The organism is Achromobacter xylosoxidans A8 (assembly GCF_000165835.1).
Classification (GTDB): domain Bacteria; phylum Pseudomonadota; class Gammaproteobacteria; order Burkholderiales; family Burkholderiaceae_B; genus Achromobacter; species Achromobacter xylosoxidans_B.
This window is the reverse complement of record NC_014640.1, coordinates 847,494-866,593: the sequence shown is the minus strand read 5'-3', so window position 1 is coordinate 866,593 and position 19,100 is coordinate 847,494. Positions and strand designations below refer to the sequence as shown.

15 protein-coding genes are annotated in these 19,100 nt (G+C 64.4%); 5 read left to right on the top strand and 10 right to left on the bottom strand.

From position 1 onward, the window contains the following. Positions 1-80: 80 nt before the first annotated feature. From AXYL_RS04030 to pagP, 3 genes are all read left to right on the top strand, one after another. Complete coding sequence (locus tag AXYL_RS04030; protein WP_013391547.1) at positions 81-491, top strand: acyl-CoA thioesterase; 411 nt, start codon at positions 81-83, stop codon at positions 489-491. A 10-nt stretch (positions 492-501) separates the two neighbouring features. Then, on the top strand, positions 502-1,974 hold the full coding sequence (gene mgtE / locus AXYL_RS04025; RefSeq protein ID WP_013391546.1) for a magnesium transporter: 1,473 nt from the start codon (positions 502-504) through the stop codon (positions 1,972-1,974). A gap of 129 nt (positions 1,975-2,103) precedes the next feature. Beyond that, positions 2,104-2,658, top strand: a complete 555-nt coding sequence (gene pagP, locus AXYL_RS04020) for a lipid IV(A) palmitoyltransferase PagP (RefSeq protein WP_013391545.1) — start codon at positions 2,104-2,106, stop codon at positions 2,656-2,658. 14 nt (positions 2,659-2,672) lie between these two features. Here pagP and AXYL_RS04015 read toward each other — a convergent pair whose 3' ends face one another. The 6 genes from AXYL_RS04015 to AXYL_RS03990 all read right to left on the bottom strand — a co-directional run bounded on the left by AXYL_RS04015 (position 2,673) and on the right by AXYL_RS03990 (position 8,332). Beyond that, a complete protein-coding gene (locus tag AXYL_RS04015) occupies positions 2,673-3,284 on the bottom strand; it encodes a gamma-glutamylcyclotransferase (protein WP_013391544.1) in 612 nt (203 codons plus the stop codon). A 159-nt stretch (positions 3,285-3,443) separates the two neighbouring features. After that, positions 3,444-3,902 carry an Lrp/AsnC family transcriptional regulator gene (locus tag AXYL_RS04010; protein WP_013391543.1) on the bottom strand — a complete coding sequence of 153 codons (459 nt, stop codon included), beginning with the start codon at positions 3,900-3,902 and terminating at the stop codon, positions 3,444-3,446. A gap of 80 nt (positions 3,903-3,982) precedes the next feature. Continuing rightward, the gene (locus tag AXYL_RS04005; protein WP_013391542.1) at positions 3,983-4,765 is read right to left on the bottom strand and encodes an SDR family NAD(P)-dependent oxidoreductase; all 783 of its coding nucleotides are present in this window, start codon (positions 4,763-4,765) and stop codon (positions 3,983-3,985) included. Between the two features lie 69 nt (positions 4,766-4,834). Further along, entirely contained in the window at positions 4,835-6,529 is a 1,695-nt protein-coding gene (locus tag AXYL_RS04000) for a thiamine pyrophosphate-binding protein (RefSeq protein ID WP_013391541.1), read from the bottom strand. Positions 6,530-6,590: 61 nt separating this feature from the next. Beyond that, complete coding sequence (locus AXYL_RS03995) at positions 6,591-7,580, bottom strand: tripartite tricarboxylate transporter substrate binding protein (RefSeq protein ID WP_013391540.1); 990 nt, start codon at positions 7,578-7,580, stop codon at positions 6,591-6,593. Beyond that, entirely contained in the window at positions 7,577-8,332 is a 756-nt protein-coding gene (locus tag AXYL_RS03990; RefSeq protein ID WP_013391539.1) for a GntR family transcriptional regulator, read from the bottom strand. The genes AXYL_RS03995 and AXYL_RS03990 overlap by 4 nt, the downstream gene beginning before the upstream one ends. A 610-nt stretch (positions 8,333-8,942) precedes the next feature. Here AXYL_RS03990 and AXYL_RS03985 point away from each other — a divergent pair. Continuing rightward, positions 8,943-12,488 (top strand): AAA domain-containing protein, encoded by a 3,546-nt coding sequence (locus tag AXYL_RS03985; protein ID WP_013391538.1) that lies wholly within the window; start codon positions 8,943-8,945, stop codon positions 12,486-12,488. Between the two features lie 239 nt (positions 12,489-12,727). Here AXYL_RS03985 and AXYL_RS03980 read toward each other — a convergent pair whose 3' ends face one another. The 3 genes from AXYL_RS03980 to AXYL_RS03970 all read right to left on the bottom strand — a co-directional run bounded on the left by AXYL_RS03980 (position 12,728) and on the right by AXYL_RS03970 (position 17,356). Continuing rightward, a complete protein-coding gene (locus AXYL_RS03980; protein WP_013391537.1) occupies positions 12,728-13,444 on the bottom strand; it encodes a VOC family protein in 717 nt (238 codons plus the stop codon). Positions 13,445-13,457: 13 nt separating this feature from the next. Continuing rightward, positions 13,458-16,193, bottom strand: a complete 2,736-nt coding sequence (gene secA, locus AXYL_RS03975; protein WP_013391536.1) for a preprotein translocase subunit SecA — start codon at positions 16,191-16,193, stop codon at positions 13,458-13,460. 191 nt (positions 16,194-16,384) lie between these two features. Then, positions 16,385-17,356, bottom strand: coding sequence for a M23 family metallopeptidase (locus tag AXYL_RS03970; RefSeq protein ID WP_013391535.1), 972 nt, complete (start codon positions 17,354-17,356; stop codon positions 16,385-16,387). Between the two features lie 127 nt (positions 17,357-17,483). On the opposite strand from AXYL_RS03970, the gene AXYL_RS03965 reads away from it, so the two are divergent. Continuing rightward, positions 17,484-17,891: a DciA family protein gene (locus AXYL_RS03965; RefSeq protein ID WP_013391534.1), complete on the top strand. Its 408-nt coding sequence runs from the start codon at positions 17,484-17,486 to the stop codon at positions 17,889-17,891. A 254-nt stretch (positions 17,892-18,145) separates the two neighbouring features. On the opposite strand, the gene lpxC is transcribed toward AXYL_RS03965, so the two are convergent. Continuing rightward, a complete protein-coding gene (lpxC, locus tag AXYL_RS03960) occupies positions 18,146-19,069 on the bottom strand; it encodes a UDP-3-O-acyl-N-acetylglucosamine deacetylase (RefSeq protein ID WP_013391533.1) in 924 nt (307 codons plus the stop codon). Between the last annotated feature and the right edge of the window lie 31 nt (positions 19,070-19,100).

Genomic DNA, 19,100 nt, shown 5'->3' with positions numbered 1-19,100 from the left:
GCGGCGGGCTTTGCGCATGCACGCCGCTGTCGCGTTTTTCCTGCATAATCGGCTGGTTCCCTAGCAGTGGAGTCGGCCGCATGACCTCCAGCACCAAAACCCCGTTTACGACTTTGCCCGCCGATCGCGACGCGGTGTTGCGCGTCATGCCGATGCCGGCGGACGCGAATATCCACGGGGACGTCTTTGGCGGCTGGATCATGTCCCAGGTCGACATCGCCGGATCGATCCCCGCCGCGCGCCGCGCCGCCGGGCGCGTGGCCACCGTCGCGGTCAATGCCTTCCAGTTCAAAGAGCCGGTGTTCGTGGGCGATTTGCTCAGTTTCTACGCAGCCATCACCAAGACCGGCACGACCTCGGTCACGGTGTCCGTCGAGGTCTACGCGGAGCGTCAGCGGCTGGACGCCGAGATCGTCAAGGTCACCGAGGCCACGCTGACCTACGTCGCCACCGACGAAGCCCGCCGGCGCCGTCCCCTTCCTACTCTTTGAGCCGTAACGCATGACGCAGTCCGCCGCCGCGCAGAAACCGCCCGCGACGCCCGGCCGCCTCGACCCGGAAGACGCCCAACACGCGCTGGCGGAAGTGCAGGAACGCCTGCGCCGCCAGCAACTGGTCGCCGACCTGGTGCATCGCCAGGAAGAAGGCGACTCCAAGGCCTCGCTGGTCGAGGACCTGGTGCACCGCCAGCACGAAGCCGAACTCAAGACCCTGCTGGACGGCCTGCATCCGGCCGACATCGCCTTCATCCTGGAATCGCTGCCCAAGGACGAACGGCAGGCCATCTGGAAACTGGTCAGCCCCGAGCACGACGCGGACGTGCTGCTGGAAGTCGAAGACTGGGTGCGGGAATCGCTGATCGAGGCGATGGACCGCCAGGACCTGGTTGCCGCCACCGGCAACATGGACGCCGACGAGCTGGCCGACCTGGCGCCCGACTTGCCGCCCGACGTGGTGGCGGAAGTCCAGAAGGGCCTGACCGAAGAGGAACGCGCGCAGCTGCTGGAAGCCATGGGCTATCCAGAAGACAGCGTGGGCGCGATCATGGACTTCGAGATGGTCCGGGTGCGCGAGGACGTGACGCTGGAAGTGGTGCTGCGCTATCTGCGCCGGCTGCACGAACTACCCGACCACACCGACCAGATCTTCGTGGTGGACCGCCAGGACAAGCTGCAAGGCATCCTGCCCCTGTCCAAGCTGCTGGTCAGCGAGCCCGAAACCGAAGTGAGCGCGGTCATGAACTCGGATTTCCTGGCGCTCAACCCGCTGGATTCCGACGCCGATGCCGCCGGCGCCTTCGAACGCTACGACCTGGTTTCTGCGCCGGTCATGGACGACCAAGGCCGCCTGATCGGGCGGGTCACCATTGCCGACGTGGTGGACGTGATGCGCGAAGACTCCCAGGAACAGGCGCTGTCGCGCGCCGGCCTGCAGGAAGAAGACATTTTTGCGCCCGTCGCCACGGCCCTGCGCAACCGCGCCCCCTGGCTGCTGTTCAACCTCTGTACCGCCGCCACGGCGTCCTTCGTGGCCTCCCAGTTCGAGGGCACGGTCAGCCAGATCGTCATCCTGGCGTTCCTGATGTCCATCGTGGCCGGCATCGGCGGCAACTCCGGCAACCAGACCATGACCCTGATCATCCGGGCCCTGGCCATGGGGCGGATCACCGGCCGCAATCTGTGGCAGCTGGTCAAGCGCGAACTCCTCGTCACCCTGATGGTGGGGCTGTGCGGCAGCCTGGTCGCCGCATTGTTCGCCTGGGCGATTTCGCATTCGCTGTCCATCGCGCTGGTGATGATGGCCGCCATGATCTGCAATATGCTGGTCGGCGCGTCGGTGGGCGTGCTGGTGCCGATGGTGCGCGCCCGCTTCGGCAAGGATCCGGCGATGGGCTCGTCGGTGCTCCTGACCTTTGCCACCGATTCGTTGGGGTTCTTCATCTTTCTGGGCCTGGCGACGATTTTCCTGCTGTAGCCCGGATACAACGGTCAAGAAAACCGGCTTCCCTCTGGCGGCGCCCGGTTGACAGCTAGCTGACAGGGTAGATAACGATCGTTCCATTACAGTAATGGAATTGTCATCTCTACCCTTTCTGCATCCACAATGACTGCAAGATTCCGGGCGGCAATTCTTTGCCTGCTGCTCGCCACCTTCGCCGCCACCGCCCAAGCCTGTGACAGCATGCCCTCATGGGCCCAGTCGGCCTGCAACCGCCTTGACCAGATCTGGAACGAGGGCGGCAACGACCTGTACTTCACCGGCTACTCGTGGCACAACCGGGCCACCTACAGCAAAGAGAAGATCGACAGCTTCAACGAGCTGGCCTGGGGCGGCGGCTACGGCCGCAGCATCTACGACGAAGACGGCGACTGGCAGGGCCTGTACGCCATGGCCTTTCTCGATTCGCATAGCAAGGTCGAACCGATCGCCGGCTACGGCTTCCTGAAGATCGGGCGGGTCAGCGAGAACTTTCGCCTGGGCGCGGGCTATACCGTCTTCCTGACGGCGCGCCACGACATCATGAGCTACGTGCCGTTTCCGGGCATCCTGCCGCTGGTGAGCGCGGGCTACAAGGACGCGATGCTATACGCGACCTACATCCCGGGTTCCGCCGGCGCGGGCAACGTGCTGTTCATGTTCGGCCGCTGGAGCTTCTGAAGCGCTCGCAGGCCTCAGAAGGCCTGGCCCAGCCTGCGCACCAGATCGCCCAAGCGCCAGTCGTCGATGCCGTGCGCACGCAGCGCACGCTCGGTCTCCACGACATAGTCCAGGCAAGGCCCCGAATGGCCGACGGCATTGCGCACCGACGCCAGCAGACGATCGTCGCTGAGGCCTGCCGCGTACTCCTGGCAAGCCCGGTTCAACAGGAACACCAGCCCGCGCACCGGCGCGGCTTCGGTATGGCAGGTGAGCCAGCGCGGCGAGTACGCGCCCGTGATCATCTCGCGGCGCCATAGCGCCTGGAATACCGCGGGCACGTCGCAGGCGGCTATCTGGAAAGCCACGCCGCGGCAGCAGCCGCCGCGGTCCAGGCCAAACACCAGGCCGGGATTGTCGGGCGAACCGCGATGATCGTGCGACCACAGACACAGGGACCGGTGGTAGCCGCGCACCGTCGCCAGCCGGCGCTCGCGCCAGGTGAAGCCGGGGTGCCATATCAGGGATCCATAGGCGAACACCCACAGATCGTCGACGCCGTTCCAGCCGACCAGCAGGTCATCCACCGAAAGCGCGCGCCGCGAAGTTTCCGTACCGGCGCAGCCGGCGGGTACTGCCAACGACATAGGGTCCTCTGATATCCCGATTCATCCCATAATGGGAGTGGGGATATCCTACGCCGTAGCCCGCGCAAAAGAATTGCGTGATGGAGGCCGGCCGGCGGGCCGAATGGAATTTGCATCCCCGGCAGCCCCCGCCATGGAAAAAAAATTGCGCGCGCCCGCCTACACCGCGTCCAGCGGCAATTCGGTGGTGCTTTTGATGACTTCCATCGAGAAGCTGGCGCTGACGTCCAGCAGGTCCACGGCACCGATCAGGCGGCGGTAGAAGCGGTCATAGGCCGCCATGTCCTCGACCACGACCTTGAGCAGATAATCGACGTCACCCGCCATGCGGTGGAACTCCACCACGTTGGGCAGGGCCATCACGGCGTTAATCAGGCTCTGGGTCCATTTTTCGTTGTGCTGGCTGGTCTTGATGGACACGAAGACCGTCAGGTTCAGGCCCAGCGCGCAGGGATCCAGCAAGATGGCATTGCGGGCGATGACGCCGTCATCCTTCAGCTTCTGGATGCGGCGCCAGCAGGGCGTGACGGACAGGTGCACCTGCTCGGCGATTTCGGCGACCGAACAGGTGGCGTCCTTCTGCAGCAAGGCCAGTATCTTGATGTCCGTCTGGTCCATGGGTTTCCTCGGCTGGATCGGCCCCAATGTTGCCTGTTCCGCCTGCCCGCGTCCAGCTTGCGCCCGCCGGGCGCCGGACTTCAGTAGGTCCCGGGGTAGCCGCCGCCGTCGATCAGGATGTTCTGCGCCGTCATGTAGCCGGCCTGCGCGGAACAGACATAGGCGCATAGCGCGCCCAGCTCCTCGGGCTGGCCGTAGCGGCCGGCTGGATTCGCGCGTCCGCGCTCGTCCCAGAGCTGCTCGAAGCTCTTGCCGCCGGACTGATCCAGCATGCCTTGTATGTGCCTGACCTGCGCATCCGTGGCGAAGGCGCCGGGCAGCAGGTTGTTGATGGTGACGTTGTGGCGCACGGTCTGCCGCGCGAGTCCGCTGACGAAGCCGATCAGGCCCGAACGCGCGCCATTGGACAGGCCAAGCTCGGCATGCGGCGCCTTGACGCTGCGCGACACGATGTTCACGATGCGCCCGAAGCGCCGCTCCATCATCCCGTCCACCACCCGGCGGATCATGTCGATGGGGCCCAGCATCATGGCGTCCAGCGCGGCGATCCAGTCGTCATGGCTCCAGTTGCGGAAGTCGCCCGGCAGCGGGCCGTCCGCGTTGTTGATCAGGATGTCGGGATGCGGACAGGCGGCCATGGCCGCGTCCCGGCCCGGCGCCTGCGTCAGGTCGGCCGACACCCAGCCCACCCCGATTCCGGTTTCATGCGATATCTCGGCCGCGGCCTGCTCCAGCGTGGCCGGGTTGCGGGCGGCTATCGTGACCGCCACGCCTTCCCGTGCCAATTGCAGAGCGCACGCCCGACCCATGCCGCGGCTGCCGCCGAATACCAGTGCCGTCTTGCCGCCGATCCCCAGATCCATGCCCGACTCTCCTGTCATTGCGCTTTGGCGGAGCACTCCGCCAAAGCGGACCAGTATAGGACTGCTGTATCAGCCCATCCACTGGCTGACCGGCGCCGCCGCATCCTGCAAGGGCTGCGCCACCACGTCGATCAGCGCCGGGCCGTCATGCTCCATTGCCGCCTTGATGGCGGCGTCCAGCTTGGCCGGATCCTCCACGCGCCAGGCCTTGACGCCATAGGCTTCGGCGATGCGGGCATGGTCGGTGCGGTTGAAGTCCACGCTGTAGTAGCGCTTGTCGTAGCCCGCCTTCTGGCTGGCCTTGATCCAGCCATAGACCGAGTTGGAGAACACCACCATCAGCAGCGGCGCCTTGTGCCGCACAATGGTTTCCAGTTCGCCCACGGTGAAGCCGAAGCTGCCGTCGCCCATCACCGACACGCACTTGGACTGCGGCCGGCCGACCCAGGCGCCCAGCGCGGCCGACATGGAGAAGCCCAGCGCGCCATGCGCGCGGTTGGTGATGAAATGACGGCCGGGGCGCGACACGTCGTAGTAGGCGGAGAAATACGGGCAAGGCGTGCCGGGGTCGGCGCAGACCACCGCGTCGTCCGGCAGCAGGCGGTTCAGGGACTGCACCACGCGCTCCGGGCGGATGGGTGCGTCCAGGCTGTGGGCCAGCGGCTCCAGCTGCGCCCGGCGAGCCTCCTTGGCGCGGCCAGCCAGCACCGCGCCGTCGGCGGCATCCGCGGGACGGTGCGCCAGGCGGGCCGCGACCTCCACGCCCAGGGCCTCCAGCGCCAGCTTGGCGTCGCCCACCATGCCGACTTCGGTCAGGTAGTTGGCGCCGATCACCATGGGATCGATGTCGATATGCAGGATGGGCACGTCGCGGTTCGGAAAGCGCCAGTGCTCGGTGGAGGTCGAACCGGCGCGGCAGCCGACGAACAGCACCACGTCGGCCGCGGCCACCACGTCGCGCGTCGCCATCACACCGCCGTTGGAGCCGACCACGCCCGCGTTCAAGGGATGGTTGTCGGCCAGGCTGCCCTGCCCGCTCACGGTCACGCAGACCGCGGCCTTGAGCGATTCGGCCAATTCCTGCAAGGCGCCGCTGGCGCCGGCGATGACCACGCCGCCGCCGCAGATGATCACCGGCGCCCGCGCGCTGACCAGCCGCTGCGCGGCGCGCGCGACATCCAGCGGATCCGGCGCATAGCGCATGGCCGGGAACCGTCCGTGCTCGGGCTGGGCCCAGACATCGGACGCCTCCACCTGCTGCTTCATCACGTCATACGGAAAGCACAGATGGGCGGCGCCGGGCTTGCCGGTCGTCATGGCGCGGAAGGCGGCGCGCACCATACCGGGAATCTGATCCGCGCGGTCGATGGTGCGGTTCCATTTGGTCAGCGGACGGTACAGCGCTTCCTGGTCCAGTTCGGTCAGCGGATACTTGCCGCGCGAGCCCACCGCCACGTCCGAGGTAATGCCCAGCACCGGGATCGACGATTCGTTGGCCTCCACCAGGCCGGGCAGCAGATAGGTTGCGCCGCCGCCGCTGGGGCCTTCGCACACGCCGACCTTGCCGGTCACGCGGGCATAGGCGTCCGCCATGTAGCCGGCGCTGCGCTCATCGCGCGTCAGGATGTGCTGCATGCCGTGGTCCAGCCGGTACAGCGCGTCGTAGAACGGCAGGCTGGTATCGCCGCACAGGCCGAATATGTGCTTGACGCCGTTGTGCTGCAGCATGCGCACCATGGCTTCGGCGCCGGTCATGTTTTCCATGTCATCTCCACTTGTGTTGCACGCGCCGCGGCCGGGCGGCACTCCGCCGGCCGCGCGTGGTTCAGTTGTCCAGATTGATGTTGCTGCTCTTGATGAAGGCGCTCCAGCGGTCGTATTCCGACTTCACGTAGGCGTCCAGCGCCGGACCGTCGGAGGCCACGATCTCGAAGCCCGCGTCCGTGACCTTCTTGCGGATTTCCGGATCGGCCAGCACGGCCTTGAAATCAGCGGTCAGCTTTTTTACCGTTGCGTCCGGCGTGCCCTTGGGCGCAAACATGCCGCTCCAGGAATAGGCGACAAAGCCCGGGAAGCCGGATTCCGCCACCGTCGGCACATTGGGCAGATCGGCCAGGCGCTTGTCGCCCGCCACCGCCAGCGGCTTGATCTTGCCGGCCTGGATCTGGCCGCGCAGGGCGGCGAAGCTCAACCAGGTCATGCTGGCCTGTCCGCCCACCACCGCCTGGATGGCCGGTCCGCCGCCGCCGTACGGCACATGCAGCAGTTCGACCTTCGACAGGCGCTTGAGCTCTTCGGGCGCCAAATGGTTCAACGAGCCCACGCCGGTCGAGGCGTAGTTGAACTTGTTGGGCGGCTGCTTGGCCGCGGCGGCGAGGAATTCCTTCAGGTTATCCCCAGGCACGCTGGGATTGGCGCCCAGCACCAGCGGGAAGCGCACCGTCTGCGAAATGGCGACAAAGTCCTTGAACGTGTCGTAGGGCAGCTTGGGCTTCACGGCGGGATTGATGCCGTGGTTGTCGAAGCTGACCAGCAAGGTGTTGCCGTCGGGTTCGGCGCGCGCCACGAAGGCGGTGGCGATCTGGCTGGCCGCCCCCGGCCGGTTTTCGACCACCACCGCGCGGCCGCCCAATTGCTGCGACAGGCGCGGCTGCAGAATGCGCGCCAGGATGTCGGTACTGCCTCCAGGGGGATACGGCACGACCAGTATCAGCGGCCGTTCCTCTGCGGCGGTAGCCGGCGACGTGACGAAAGCACCTGCCGTGGCGGACAACATGCATAGCGCAGCCAGTCCGCGCTTGATCCCGTGATTCATAGATTTTCCCCTGCTTGTATGGTGTTGGCCGGCGCTGCCGTGGCGGGTTCGACCTGGTCCCGCATGTAGATCGTGGAAAAACCGGTGCGTATGACGTCGGTGATCTGATCCAGGCGGCGGCCGATATGCGCGCCCATCAGGTCCGGCAAGGCAGCGATGTCGCGCCGTTCCAGCGCCTCGACGATGCGAAGGTGCTCGCTCTGCGTGTGGCTGCGACGCCCCTGCTGCATGTCGATCCAGCGCACGAAGTGGATGCGGGCGTTGACGCTTTCCAGCGCGCGCACGAACTCCTCGTTGCGCGAGTAGCGCGCCAGCGTCAGATGGAAAGCCTCATCGAGTTCCAGCAGGCGGGTGGCGTCGCTGTCCTCGGGCAGGTCGCGGGACCGCTCGACGAACTCCCGCAGGCTGGCCAGCTCTTCGTCGCTGGCGCGCTCGCAGGCCGCGCGCACGATGCCCGCCTCCAGCACGGCGCGGTACTCGTAGAGACTGTGAATCTGCTTGGCGTCGAGCAGGCGGGCAATGAAACCGCGATTGACCGAGCGGGTCAGGAAGCCCTCGACCATCAGCTGGTTCAGGACTTCGCGCAGCGGCGTGCGGCTGACGTTCAGCCTGCGGGCCAACTCCACCTCGTTGATGCGTTCGCCCGGTTTGAAGTCAAAGCGCACTGCCATCGCCTTGACCGCGTTATACAGCTCCGCCTGCGCTTCCTTGGTGCGCGCCGCGGGCCGGATTGCGATTGAGGATTGGGTCATGCCTGCTCACCTGCGCTCGGTTGGATGGCCGGGAATGAAATGCATACTAAAGTGCATACAGTTGGCGCAACAACCCGGGTTTCCCCGGACGCTGGCTACTGCAAGCCCGTAATCGCCCGGCAATCCTATCTTTAGCTTTTGCACTAAACAGCGAATACCGCTAGGCAGGAAAATATCTGATAGGTAGATCAGATGGTTCTCATTTTCCAAATTAAGTGAAACTACTAGCATGGATGCTTCATTCATTCGTCTCGCTGCGTCGCACTATTCGGATGACGGCGCATTGCTCTCGCGAGGCACGAACAACTTCTTCGAAGTGCATCAACCATGGAAACTCATTCGGCATGACTCAGCTCCTGTACCGGCGGGCGTGCTGCGCACGCGCAACGCGAGATGTTGAATAGATGACATGAGCAGGAGCACAGCAGATCTTGTCGGATATTGGCGATGACGGCACTTCAATAGTGCTGCCTTACGGCGCAAACACCATATTGCGAAGCTGGCTTCATCGGGGGCCCGACCACTGTCCGTGCCGAACGGCGGCAGGCAGGCCCTGAGGTAGGCATTGAATCGCTGGCACACCCGGCTCTTTGATTTCAAGCGAGGTTAGATGCAAACAAGAACACCGGCCCATGCCGCCGCTTATGCCCGCTACTGGCGAAACTCGCTGTCCGACGCAGAGCTTGGAAAGGGAGCGTTGTCCAAGCGCCATGCCGAGGCGCTCGAGCCTTTCCAATGGCGCAATGGCAAACCTGGGCTGATCGACGAGAGTGTTGTCAAAACCTGCTTTGCCGATGAGCCGGAGGATGTCGTCACCGTCGAGTTGCTGATTCGGCCCTTCGTCTACAGGCGGCGGGTCGAACACGGGGTGTCCAAATCCGATGGGCTGCCGGAAGTCCTGACCCCCTTGACCACCCCAGTCGCGCTCGCGCGCGACGGCCGGCTGTTCCCGCTGCCCGGAACGGTCGTACCCCGCGACCTGCTGGAGCCGCAGGATAAGAACATCTACACCATTGGCGAATTGGCGGAACTCGATCAGTTCCTGACCGAGAGTGGAGTTCCTGGTGCAGAAGACCTGCCTGCCGCCTTGGAGGATGCAAACGAGGAAGCCTTTGTTCAGCTGTGGACGGACTACCTGGCCGGATCTAACGCGCTGCTTGGGCAAGTCTGCCCCGATTGGCCCGAGTCGGGGCAAGCCGATTTCGCGAGGATGGACTATGGCTTCTGGGAGAAGTCGACATCGATCCGCGGCTTCAGCTACCACATACGTCAGCTGTACGACCATATGCGGAGCTCCGCCCCTACGGTGCCACTGTTCGAGCGGTTCGCCAGTGAGAGCGAACTGGAAGTCGAGCCGCGCCTTCCGGCCAACGGGCAGTTCGCCGAGCGCTTGGCACATTCCAGCGACAAATACCCGCTGGCACCGTCGCAGAGGGAGGCTCTGAGTCATTTCTTGGCTGGGAAGCATGGCGACATTCTCGCCGTGAACGGGCCGCCTGGCACCGGCAAGACGACCCTGGTGCTGTCGGTTGTCGCTACGCTCTGGGCCAAGGCCGCGCTTAACGACGACGCTCCTCCCGTGATCTTGGCAACTTCGACCAACAACCAGGCGGTAACCAACATTCTCGACGCGTTCGAAGATGAGTTTGCCAAAGGCAGTGGCCCGTTCGCCGATCGCTGGCTACCGGACATCAAGAGCTATGGTGCTTACTTTCCATCGAAGGCGGCCGCGGAAAAGCTCCCTCCTGGCAAATATCAACTCAAGGAATTCTTCGAAGCTGTCGAATCCGAGGAGTACATCGAGCGGGCCCGGGTCAACTACCTTGACGCGGCGAATCTGGCCCTGCCTGAACTCGAATCCTTGGACGTCGACAGCGTCATCGCCGCCCTGCGGCGACGGCTGGGGGAGCACGCGGCCTCCCTGGCAAGACTGGGAAGTGCCTGGACGGACTGCGAGACCATTCGGCAACAGTTGGTGAAAATTGCCAGTGCTTCACCGCAGGAGATGGAGCTAAGACTACACCAGGCGAAGAACGATTTTGCCGCGGCAGAAGCGGTGCGCGCAGCCTGGCTTCGGTTTCTTGCCGAGGAACACTGGCTGAAGAGCCTGCTTGGGTTCTTGCCTGGAATTCATCGCTCCAGAATGGCCGCAGCGCAGTACCACATTCTGCAGCACTGGCCTGGCGACGCACCAACCGAGCGCTGGAGAACCCTGGACGACATCGGCTCCGACGTGACGGCGTTGTTCAATCGGACAAAGAAAGCCCGCGACGAAGCGCAAAAGCTGACGATGAACTACGGTCTCGTCGTACAGAATCTGGCGGACGCGGAGGCTCGGTGGCGTGATTTACTGACCAAGCTGGGCTTCGAGGGAGATGTACACCAAGCCACCTTGCCAGATGTCGACAACTGGAGTGACCGCTCTGTGCGCTTTCCGATCTTCCAATTGGCGGTTCACTATTGGGAGGGCCGCTGGCTATCGGCCATTTCTGCTCTGGGCGATCTGCAGTCGGAGAAGAGAAAGAACGGCCGGGCTGCGATGGAAAAGCGCTGGCAGCGCCGAATGATGCTAACGCCTTGCGTGGTGATGACCTGCTTCAGACTGCCTGCAGAGATGAAGACAAGCAAGGCCACGGCAGGTGGTTTTGTTGACAACTACCTCTATGATTTTGCCGACCTGCTGATCGTGGACGAGGCAGGCCAGGTGCTCCCGGAAGTAGCCGGCGCATCATTCGCTCTGGCCAGGCAGGGACTCGTCATCGGCGATACGCTGCAGATTCCGCCTATCTGGTCCATTCCCCGCGCGGTCGACGTTGGGAATCTGCACGAGGCAGGTCTGCTCGATCGCGCGGGCGATACGGCGGCGGCCTACGAGCTGCTTGCCACCAAGGGCAAGTTGGCCGCGTCCGGCAGCGTAATGCGTGTCGCGCAGGTTGCCAGCCGTTGGCACTCTGCGCCTGATATGGCCCGGGGCATGTTCTTGTCGGAGCATCGGCGTTGCTTCGACGAAATCATCAGCTACAGCAACCGCTTGTGCTATCACGGCAAGCTCATTCCCATGCGAGGGCTGCGGCTGCGGCGCTCGCCCGAGGAGGAGCAGGCGCTGCCATTGCCGTCCATGGGCTATCTGCACATCGATGGCATTGCAGTGAAGGGGAATGGCGGCAGCCGCTGCAATCAGCTGGAGGCCGACACCATCGCCGCGTGGCTTGCTGAGCATCGGGAACGGCTGGAGGCTCGCTATGGCAAACCTCTAAGTCAAGTCGTTGGGGTCATATCTCCCTTTGCTGGACAGGTTCGCGCCATCCGCCAGGCTTGCCAGCAAAGAGGCATTGCTGTTGAGGGTGATGATGGACTGACAATTGGCACGGTCCACGCCTTGCAAGGCGCCGCGCGCCCCGTAGTTCTGTTTTCGCCGGTCTACTCCAAGCACGCGGACGGTCAATTCATCGACAAGGACCCCAGCCTGCTGAACGTCGCTGTATCGCGTGCGAAGGACGCGTTCCTGGTGTTCGGCGATATGGATGTACTGTCCCTGGCGGCATCGACGACCCCGCGAGGTCTACTTGCCGATATGCTGTTTGCCGAGGGGACGAACGCCCTGGAATTCGCAACACCAGCCCGAGCGGACCTGACAACAGTGGGTACTTCGTTGCAGCAATTGCTGGATGCCCCTGAACACGATCCCTACCTAAAGATGGTTCTGCAGAATGCCAAGCTGGAGGTGCATATCGTCACGCCTTGGATCCGGCCAGGCTGCATGGAGGAAGCCGGTGCGCTCGAAGCCATGGCAGACGCAGTCCGGCGTGGCGTTCAAGTGAAGGTGTATGCGGATGGCTTTTCCAATACGCACGACCAGGATTCCAGCAGGCGAAAAGTGAAGCAACTGGACTTTGATCAGCAATTGGCGAAGCTAAGCCAACATGGCGTCGAGCCGGTGGTGGTGAACCGAGTGCATAGCAAGCTTGTGATCGCGGACGGCACCTACTATTGCGTCGGGTCATTCAACTGGTTCAGCGCGCAGCGCGACCCTCGATATGCTCGCTCGGAATCGTCGCTCGCATATCTGGGCTCTGGGCTGAAAAAGGAAATTGAGGTCCAGCTGCAGAACCTGTCGCGCCGCGCGGTGATCAGGCGCCCAGCAGAGCGGGCATGAGTACCGCATCCCTGGATCATCTAGACGCGCAGCAACTGCGTGCGTTGGCCGAATGCCCGATGGGCGAAGCGTCCCACGCACGAAGCACCGTTGACTGCGCGTGATGCCCAGATCGCGGCCTACGGGGCACAGGTCGTGCTGTACGACGCCTGATCGGCACATGCGAGACGAAAAAAAAAGCCCGCAACGCGGAACGTTGCGGGCAGTTTGTTCTTGCGGCGGCGCCTGCCGCCTGGCGCTTACAGGCCGGTATCCAGCGTGTAGTGGGCGCCGTCCTTGTTTTCCAGGGTCAGCGTCGAAAGCGTGGGTCCCGCCGCCGCATCCTGGCTCACATGGATGCGCAGATTCGCCAGCGGCACGTCCCAGCCGCCGCTTGCGGCTTCGGCGTCCACGCCGGCCACCAGCGCCAGCTGCTGTGCGACCGCGCGCGCATCCTGCGCCCGGGCATCGATGCGCACCAGGCTGCGGGCGCCGTTGGGGTGCGCCATGAGTTCAGGCGACCACACGCACTCGGGCGTCAGATGGCGGCAGAAATACATGCGGATGCCGGGCAAGGGCTGCTCGGCGAAGCGCACGGTATGGAAACGGGCCTGGACTTCCTGGCCGTCCAGCATGGCGGGACGGCTCAGTTCCTGGACCGGGTTGACGGCAAACCCAGCGGCCAGCAGGCGCTCGCGAGTGGCTTCGGCATCATAGGTGCGGAACACCAGCGCTTCCAGCCCAAATGGCGAATCGGCGATTTCCTTGCGGGCGGGCGGCGCGCCGGGCGGCCAGCCCAGCAGTTCGACATACGTGCCTTCCAGCACGATCAGCCGGTTGCACGACCCCAGGTTGTGCACCGCCTTGTCGCTGAGGTGGAACCCCTGGCGTTCGAAATGCGGGGCCAGCGCATCCAGCCGGTCGCGCACCATGACCACGGCATGGTCGAATTCAGTGCGGCCGACGGAATGCAGCATGATGGCTCCTGGATCAGACGAGCTTGCCGTGGCACTGCTTGTACTTCTTGCCGCTGCCGCAAGGGCACGGGTCGTTGCGGCCGACCTTGGGCAAGGCATTGCGCACGGGCTGGGCGCCGCCTTCCGGTTCGGACTGGGCCAGCGCTTCGTCGTAATCGGAATGGTGATACTGCACGTTCTGCACGTGCGGCTGCGCCGCTTCGGCCTCGGCCTGTTCGACCTGTTCCTGCGACTGCACGCGCACCGTCATCAGCACCCGGACCACGTCGTCGCGGATGCGGTCCAGCATGCCCGAGAACAGTTCGAAGGCTTCGCGCTTGTACTCCTGCTTGGGATTCTTCTGCGCATAGCCGCGCAGATGGATGCCCTGGCGCAGGTAATCCAGCGCCGACAGGTGCTCGCGCCAATGCGTGTCGATCGCCTGCAGCATGATCGAACGCTCGAACTGCGACCACGATTCCGTGCCCACCTGGTCGACCTTGGCCTGGTAGGCGTCGCGCGCCGCGCCAACAACACGCTCGCGCAGGTCGTCGTCGGTCAGGCTGGCTTCCTTTTCCAGCATTTCGGTCAGCGGCAACTGCACGTGCCAGTCGGCTTCCAGCGCCTTTTGCAGCGCCGGCACGTCCCACTGTTCTTCCACCGATTCCGGCGGCACGTAGGTGTTGACCATCTCGGCCACGGCGGCATCGCGCAGGTTCTGCACGGTGGCGCCCACGCTGGCGGCTTCCAGCACGTCATTGCGCTGCGAATACAGCACCTTGCGCTGGTCGTTGGCGACGTCGTCGTACTCCAGCAATTGCTTACGGATGTCGAAGTTGCGGCCTTCCACCTTGCGCTGCGCGGTCTCGATCGAACGCGTCACCATGCCGGCCTCGATGGGCTCGCCCTCGGGCAGCTTCAGGCGTTCCATGATGGCGCGCACGCGGTCGCCCGCGAAGATGCGCATCAGCGAGTCTTCCAGCGACAAATAGAAGCGCGACGAGCCCGGATCGCCCTGGCGGCCGGCACGGCCGCGCAACTGGTTGTCGATACGGCGCGATTCGTGGCGTTCGGTGCCGATGATGCGCAGGCCGCCGGCGGCCTTGACCTGCTCGTTCAGCGGCTTCCAGTCGGCGCGCACCTTCGCGATGCGGGCGTCCTTTTCGGCTTCGGACAGCGACTCGTCGGCGCGGATCAGGTCGACCTGCTTGTCGACGCTGCCGCCCAGCACGATGTCGGTGCCGCGGCCCGCCATGTTGGTGGCGATGGTGATGTGGCCAGGCTTGCCGGCTTCGGCGACGATCTCGGCTTCGCGGGCGTGCTGCTTGGCGTTCAGCACTTCGTGCGGCAGCTTGGCCTTCTTCAGCAGGCCCGACAGCAGCTCGGAGTTTTCGATGCTGGTGGTACCCACCAGCACCGGCTGGCCGCGTTCGTGGCAGTCGCGGATGTCTTCGAGAATGGCGTTGTACTTTTCGCCGTCGGTCTTGAAGACCTGGTCGTTCTGATCCTTGCGGACCATGGGCTTGTTGGTCGGGATGATGACCGTTTCGAGCCCGTAGATTTCCTGGAATTCGTAGGCTTCCGTATCGGCCGTGCCGGTCATGCCGGACAGCTTTTCGTACATGCGGAAGTAGTTCTGGAACGTGATCGACGCCAGCGTCTGGTTCTCGTGCTGGATCTTCACGCCTTCCTTGGCCTCGACCGCCTGGTGCAGGCCATCGGACCAGCGGCGGCCCACCATCAGGCGGCCGGTGAATTCGTCGACGATCACCACTTCGCCGTCCTGCACCACGTACTGCTGGTCGCGGAAGAACAGCGTGTTGGCGCGCAGCGCCACCATCAGGTGGTGCATCAGCGCGATATGGCGCGGGTCGTACAGCGATTCGCCCTCGGGCAGGATACCCAGGCGCGACAGGATGCCTTCGGCGTTCTCGTGCCCGGCTTCGGACAGGTAGACCTGCTGGCTCTTTTCGTCGACCCAGTAGTCGCCTTCGGGTTCCGGCTCCTGCGGCTTGGGCTCGTGGGCCATGCGCTTGAGCAGCGGCGGCACCGCATTCATGCGGACGTAGAGTTCGGTGTGGTCTTCGGCCTGGCCGGAGATGATCAGCGGCGTGCGAGCTTCGTCGATCAGGATCGAGTCCACTTCGTCGACGATGGCGTAGAACAGCCCGCGCTGGCGACGGTCTTCAACACGGTATTCCATGTTGTCGCGCAGGTAGTCGAAGCCGAATTCGTTGTTGGTGCCGTAGGTGATGTCGGCGAGGTAAGCCGCCTTCTTTTCCTCGTTGGGCTGCTGCGGCACCACCACGCCCGTGCTCAAGCCCAGGAAGTGGTACAGGCGTCCCATCCATTCGGCGTCGCGGCGGGCCAGGTAGTCGTTCACCGTGACCACGTGCACGCCCTTGCCGGCGATCGCATTCAGGTAGACCGGCAAGGTCGCCATGAGCGTCTTGCCTTCGCCCGTGCGCATTTCGGCGATCTTGCCGCTGTGCAGGGCGATGCCGCCCAGCATCTGCACGTCGAAGTGGCGCATGCCGAACACCCGCTTGCCCGCTTCGCGCACAACCGCGAACGCTTCGGGCAGCAGATCGTCCAGGGATGTGCCCTGGGCGTGGCGGGAACGGAATTCCTCGGTTTTGGCCGCCAGCTCCGCATCGGAGAGCGCGGAGATCTTGGGTTCGAGCCCATTGATCTGGGTTACCAGCTTGCGATACTGCTTAAGCAGCCGGTCGTTGCGGCTGCCTATGAGTTTTTTGAGCAGAGAAACCATGCGTATGTCGGCCGCACGAGCCACGCCGCGCCCGCAAAAGGCCGGAGCAGCGTCACCCGTGACTTGATGTTATTGGTTGAGCGGGGGTCCGCTGGAAAACGAACCAGTTTAACGCACCTGGAGCGCAATAGCCTGAACCTATGGACAGGGTAGCACTGCCGGCCGGTTTGACCGGCGCGGACCGCCCAGGTTCACTGCCCGGCGTGGGCCACCGCGGAAGGCGGCGCGGTCTGATGCGGTCCCAGGAACAGGCGCGGGTCCAGCGGCTGCCCGGCCAAGCGGACCTCGAAGTGCAGATGCGGGCCGGTGGAACGGCCGGAACTGCCTACGCGGGCCACCTGCTGGCCGCGTTCGACCAGTTGCCCCTGCTTCACCATCAGGGAGGAAGCGTGGGCATAACGGGTGATCAAACCGTCCCCATGATCGATCTCGACCATATTGCCGTAGCCCGGCTGGAACTTGGACTCCAGCACCACCCCGCCCGAGGCCGCGAGGATGGGCGTACCCGGAGGCGCGGCGAAGTCCAGGCCCTCGTGCATGGCGCTGCGGCCGGTCACGGGGTTGCGGCGCCAACCGTACGAGGAACTGAGATAGGGGTAATCGGTGATGGGCATGGCGGTCGGCATGCGCGCCTGGTCCGCCGACCGCTTGGTCAGCGCCGCGTCCAGCAGCTTCAGATTGTCCGACTGCTGGGCCAGCCTGGCCTGGATCTCGTCGAGCTGGCGGCCTAGCGCCTCGGCCGAGGCCGCGCTGGGCGGCGGGTGGTCGGTGAACAGATCGTCCATGACCTGGGTGGCTTCGGGCTGGGTCAGCGCCTCGGGCTGCGCCACGGCCAGTTGCTTGGCCAACTCGGGATCGGTGTAAGCCACGCCGGCCACCTTGGCCACGCGCTGGCCCAGGCCGTCGATGCTTACCAGCTTGGCCTGCAGCGCCCCCACCTTGGCGGCCAGCAGATTCATGTTTCCGCGCAGGAAATCGGCGTCGCGCCCGGGTTGGCCCGCCAGCGGCCAGCCCACGGTATGTACGGCCGGCAGGATCGGAGTAAGGTATCGTTGTAACGCGGCGCCAAAGATGGCGGCCGTGATCAAGGCGCCCCCCAGAAACAGCGCGAGGCGCGCGCCGCCCAGGGTGAAATGCCCGTCCCGCCCGTCGCGGGCGTGCATAATCACGATTTTCAAGGTTTGCTTCCTAATTCTTAGAGCCGGCATGAATAGACCCACTTCATACCGTCAACGTTCCAGTTCCAGCCGGCGGAAAGAAGATACCGCCCTGGGATGGCTGGGTCATGACATGCGGGGCGCCGGCGTTCTGGCGACCGCCCGCAAGCACTTGCAAATCCAGTACGCGGTGGCGGCGGTTCTGCCCGCCCCGCTGGGCGCCGTATGCCAGGTGGGCAAGCTGGAAAACCAGTGCCTGCACCTGGTGGTGCCGAGTGCCGCGCATGCGGCCAAGATGCGTCAATTGGCACCGCGCATCGCGCGGACCTTGGCAGACCAAGGCTGGAACCTTAACGAAATCGCCGTCAAGGTACAAGCGGGTTTGCCCAAACCTGGCGCCCGCCAGCCGCGCCCTCCCAAAGAGGCGCAACCACTGGGCGACACCGCCCTGGGCGCGTTCGAGACCCTGCACGACAACCTGCGGCCAGGCCCTCTGGCCGACGCGGTCGCCAAGCTGCTGAAGCACCACAAGAGTAGCTGAAGCCAGCCGGGTTGTCCGTGATCCGGGCCTCCCGGAAACGAAGCGAAACCAAGTTCTCGGACGGATCCATCCTATGGTTTGCCGCCGGTTTGCGCCTAAAGCGCTAGAGGATGACGGCCGTCACATCCTCTGGGAGTCCTCAGGGACCTAGCCGCGCAAGATGATAGCGCGGACGTCGCGGAGCCGGCTTTGCCGGTCCGCAGACGTCGCCCCTGGAGGGGGCCCGCGTCAGCGGGTAGGGAGTGGGCCTGGCTCTAGGCCAGCTGCCACTCTTGGCGGAACGCCTGTGGCGCTTCAGCCTGCGATTCGTAGGTAATCAGTTCCCAGGCGTCGCGCTGCTCCAGCAGCGCACGGGCCAGCTGGTTGTTCAGGCCGTGGCCCGACTTGCACGCGACGTAGCGCGCCACCAGGGGCTTGCCCAGCAGATACAGGTCGCCGATGGCGTCCAGGATCTTGTGTTTTACAAATTCGTCGTCGTAGCGCAGTCCGTCGCTATTGAGCACGCGGTACTCGTCCATGACGATGGCGTTGTCCAGGCTGCCGCCGCGGGCCAGGCCCATGGAGCGCAAGGCCTCGACTTCATTGACGAAACCGAAGGTGCGCGCGCGAGCGATTTCACGCACATACGAGTGCGTAGCGAAATCGATCTCGGCAAAATTGGCCGTGGAGTCGATGGCAGGGTGGCGGAAATCGATCGAGAACGCCAGCGCGTAGCCCTCATGGGGTTCGAGACGGGCCCATTTCTCGTTGCGGCCTTCGCCTTCGCGCACTTCCACCGGCTTCAACACGCGGATGAATTGCTTGGGCGCGTTCTGTTCAACGATGCCTGCCGAGCGCAGCAGATAGACAAACGTGGCCGCACTGCCGTCCATGATGGGGACTTCTTCGGCAGTGAGGTCGATATGCAGGTTGTCGATACCCAGGCCGGCCAGCGCCGACATCAGGTGTTCCACCGTGGACACGCGGACATTGCCCTGCTGCAACACCGATGCCATGCGCGTATCGCCCACGCCGGTGGCCTGCGCGGGCAGATCCACGACCTGCGGCAGATCGACGCGATGGAACACGATGCCCGTATTCGGTTGTGCCGGGCGCAAGGTGAGCTCGACCCGCCGTCCGGAGTGGACGCCGACGCCTGTCGTGCGGACGAGATTCTGAATGCTGCGCTGTCGGAACATGAGACTTGGGTGTTTTGAGCCAGGAAGCCGG

What these genes read in the sequence shown, in the direction of transcription:
- AXYL_RS04030 (WP_013391547.1), top strand. Translation starts at nt 81, where the DNA reads ATGACCTCCAGCACCAAAACCCCGTTTACGACTTTGCCCGCCGATCGC.
- AXYL_RS03980 (WP_013391537.1), bottom strand. Translation starts at nt 13,444, where the DNA reads ATGCTGCATTCCGTCGGCCGCACTGAATTCGACCATGCCGTGGTCATG.
- AXYL_RS03970 (WP_013391535.1), bottom strand. Translation starts at nt 17,356, where the DNA reads ATGCACGCCCGCGACGGGCGGGACGGGCATTTCACCCTGGGCGGCGCG.
- AXYL_RS04010 (WP_013391543.1), bottom strand. Translation starts at nt 3,902, where the DNA reads ATGGACCAGACGGACATCAAGATACTGGCCTTGCTGCAGAAGGACGCC.
- lpxC (WP_013391533.1), bottom strand. Translation starts at nt 19,069, where the DNA reads ATGTTCCGACAGCGCAGCATTCAGAATCTCGTCCGCACGACAGGCGTC.
- AXYL_RS04015 (WP_013391544.1), bottom strand. Translation starts at nt 3,284, where the DNA reads ATGTCGTTGGCAGTACCCGCCGGCTGCGCCGGTACGGAAACTTCGCGG.
- AXYL_RS03990 (WP_013391539.1), bottom strand. Translation starts at nt 8,332, where the DNA reads ATGACCCAATCCTCAATCGCAATCCGGCCCGCGGCGCGCACCAAGGAA.
- AXYL_RS03985 (WP_013391538.1), top strand. Translation starts at nt 8,943, where the DNA reads ATGCAAACAAGAACACCGGCCCATGCCGCCGCTTATGCCCGCTACTGG.
- AXYL_RS04005 (WP_013391542.1), bottom strand. Translation starts at nt 4,765, where the DNA reads ATGGATCTGGGGATCGGCGGCAAGACGGCACTGGTATTCGGCGGCAGC.
- AXYL_RS04000 (WP_013391541.1), bottom strand. Translation starts at nt 6,529, where the DNA reads ATGGAAAACATGACCGGCGCCGAAGCCATGGTGCGCATGCTGCAGCAC.
- mgtE (WP_013391546.1), top strand. Translation starts at nt 502, where the DNA reads ATGACGCAGTCCGCCGCCGCGCAGAAACCGCCCGCGACGCCCGGCCGC.
- AXYL_RS03995 (WP_013391540.1), bottom strand. Translation starts at nt 7,580, where the DNA reads ATGAATCACGGGATCAAGCGCGGACTGGCTGCGCTATGCATGTTGTCC.
- pagP (WP_013391545.1), top strand. Translation starts at nt 2,104, where the DNA reads ATGACTGCAAGATTCCGGGCGGCAATTCTTTGCCTGCTGCTCGCCACC.
- secA (WP_013391536.1), bottom strand. Translation starts at nt 16,193, where the DNA reads ATGGTTTCTCTGCTCAAAAAACTCATAGGCAGCCGCAACGACCGGCTG.
- AXYL_RS03965 (WP_013391534.1), top strand. Translation starts at nt 17,484, where the DNA reads ATGCGGGGCGCCGGCGTTCTGGCGACCGCCCGCAAGCACTTGCAAATC.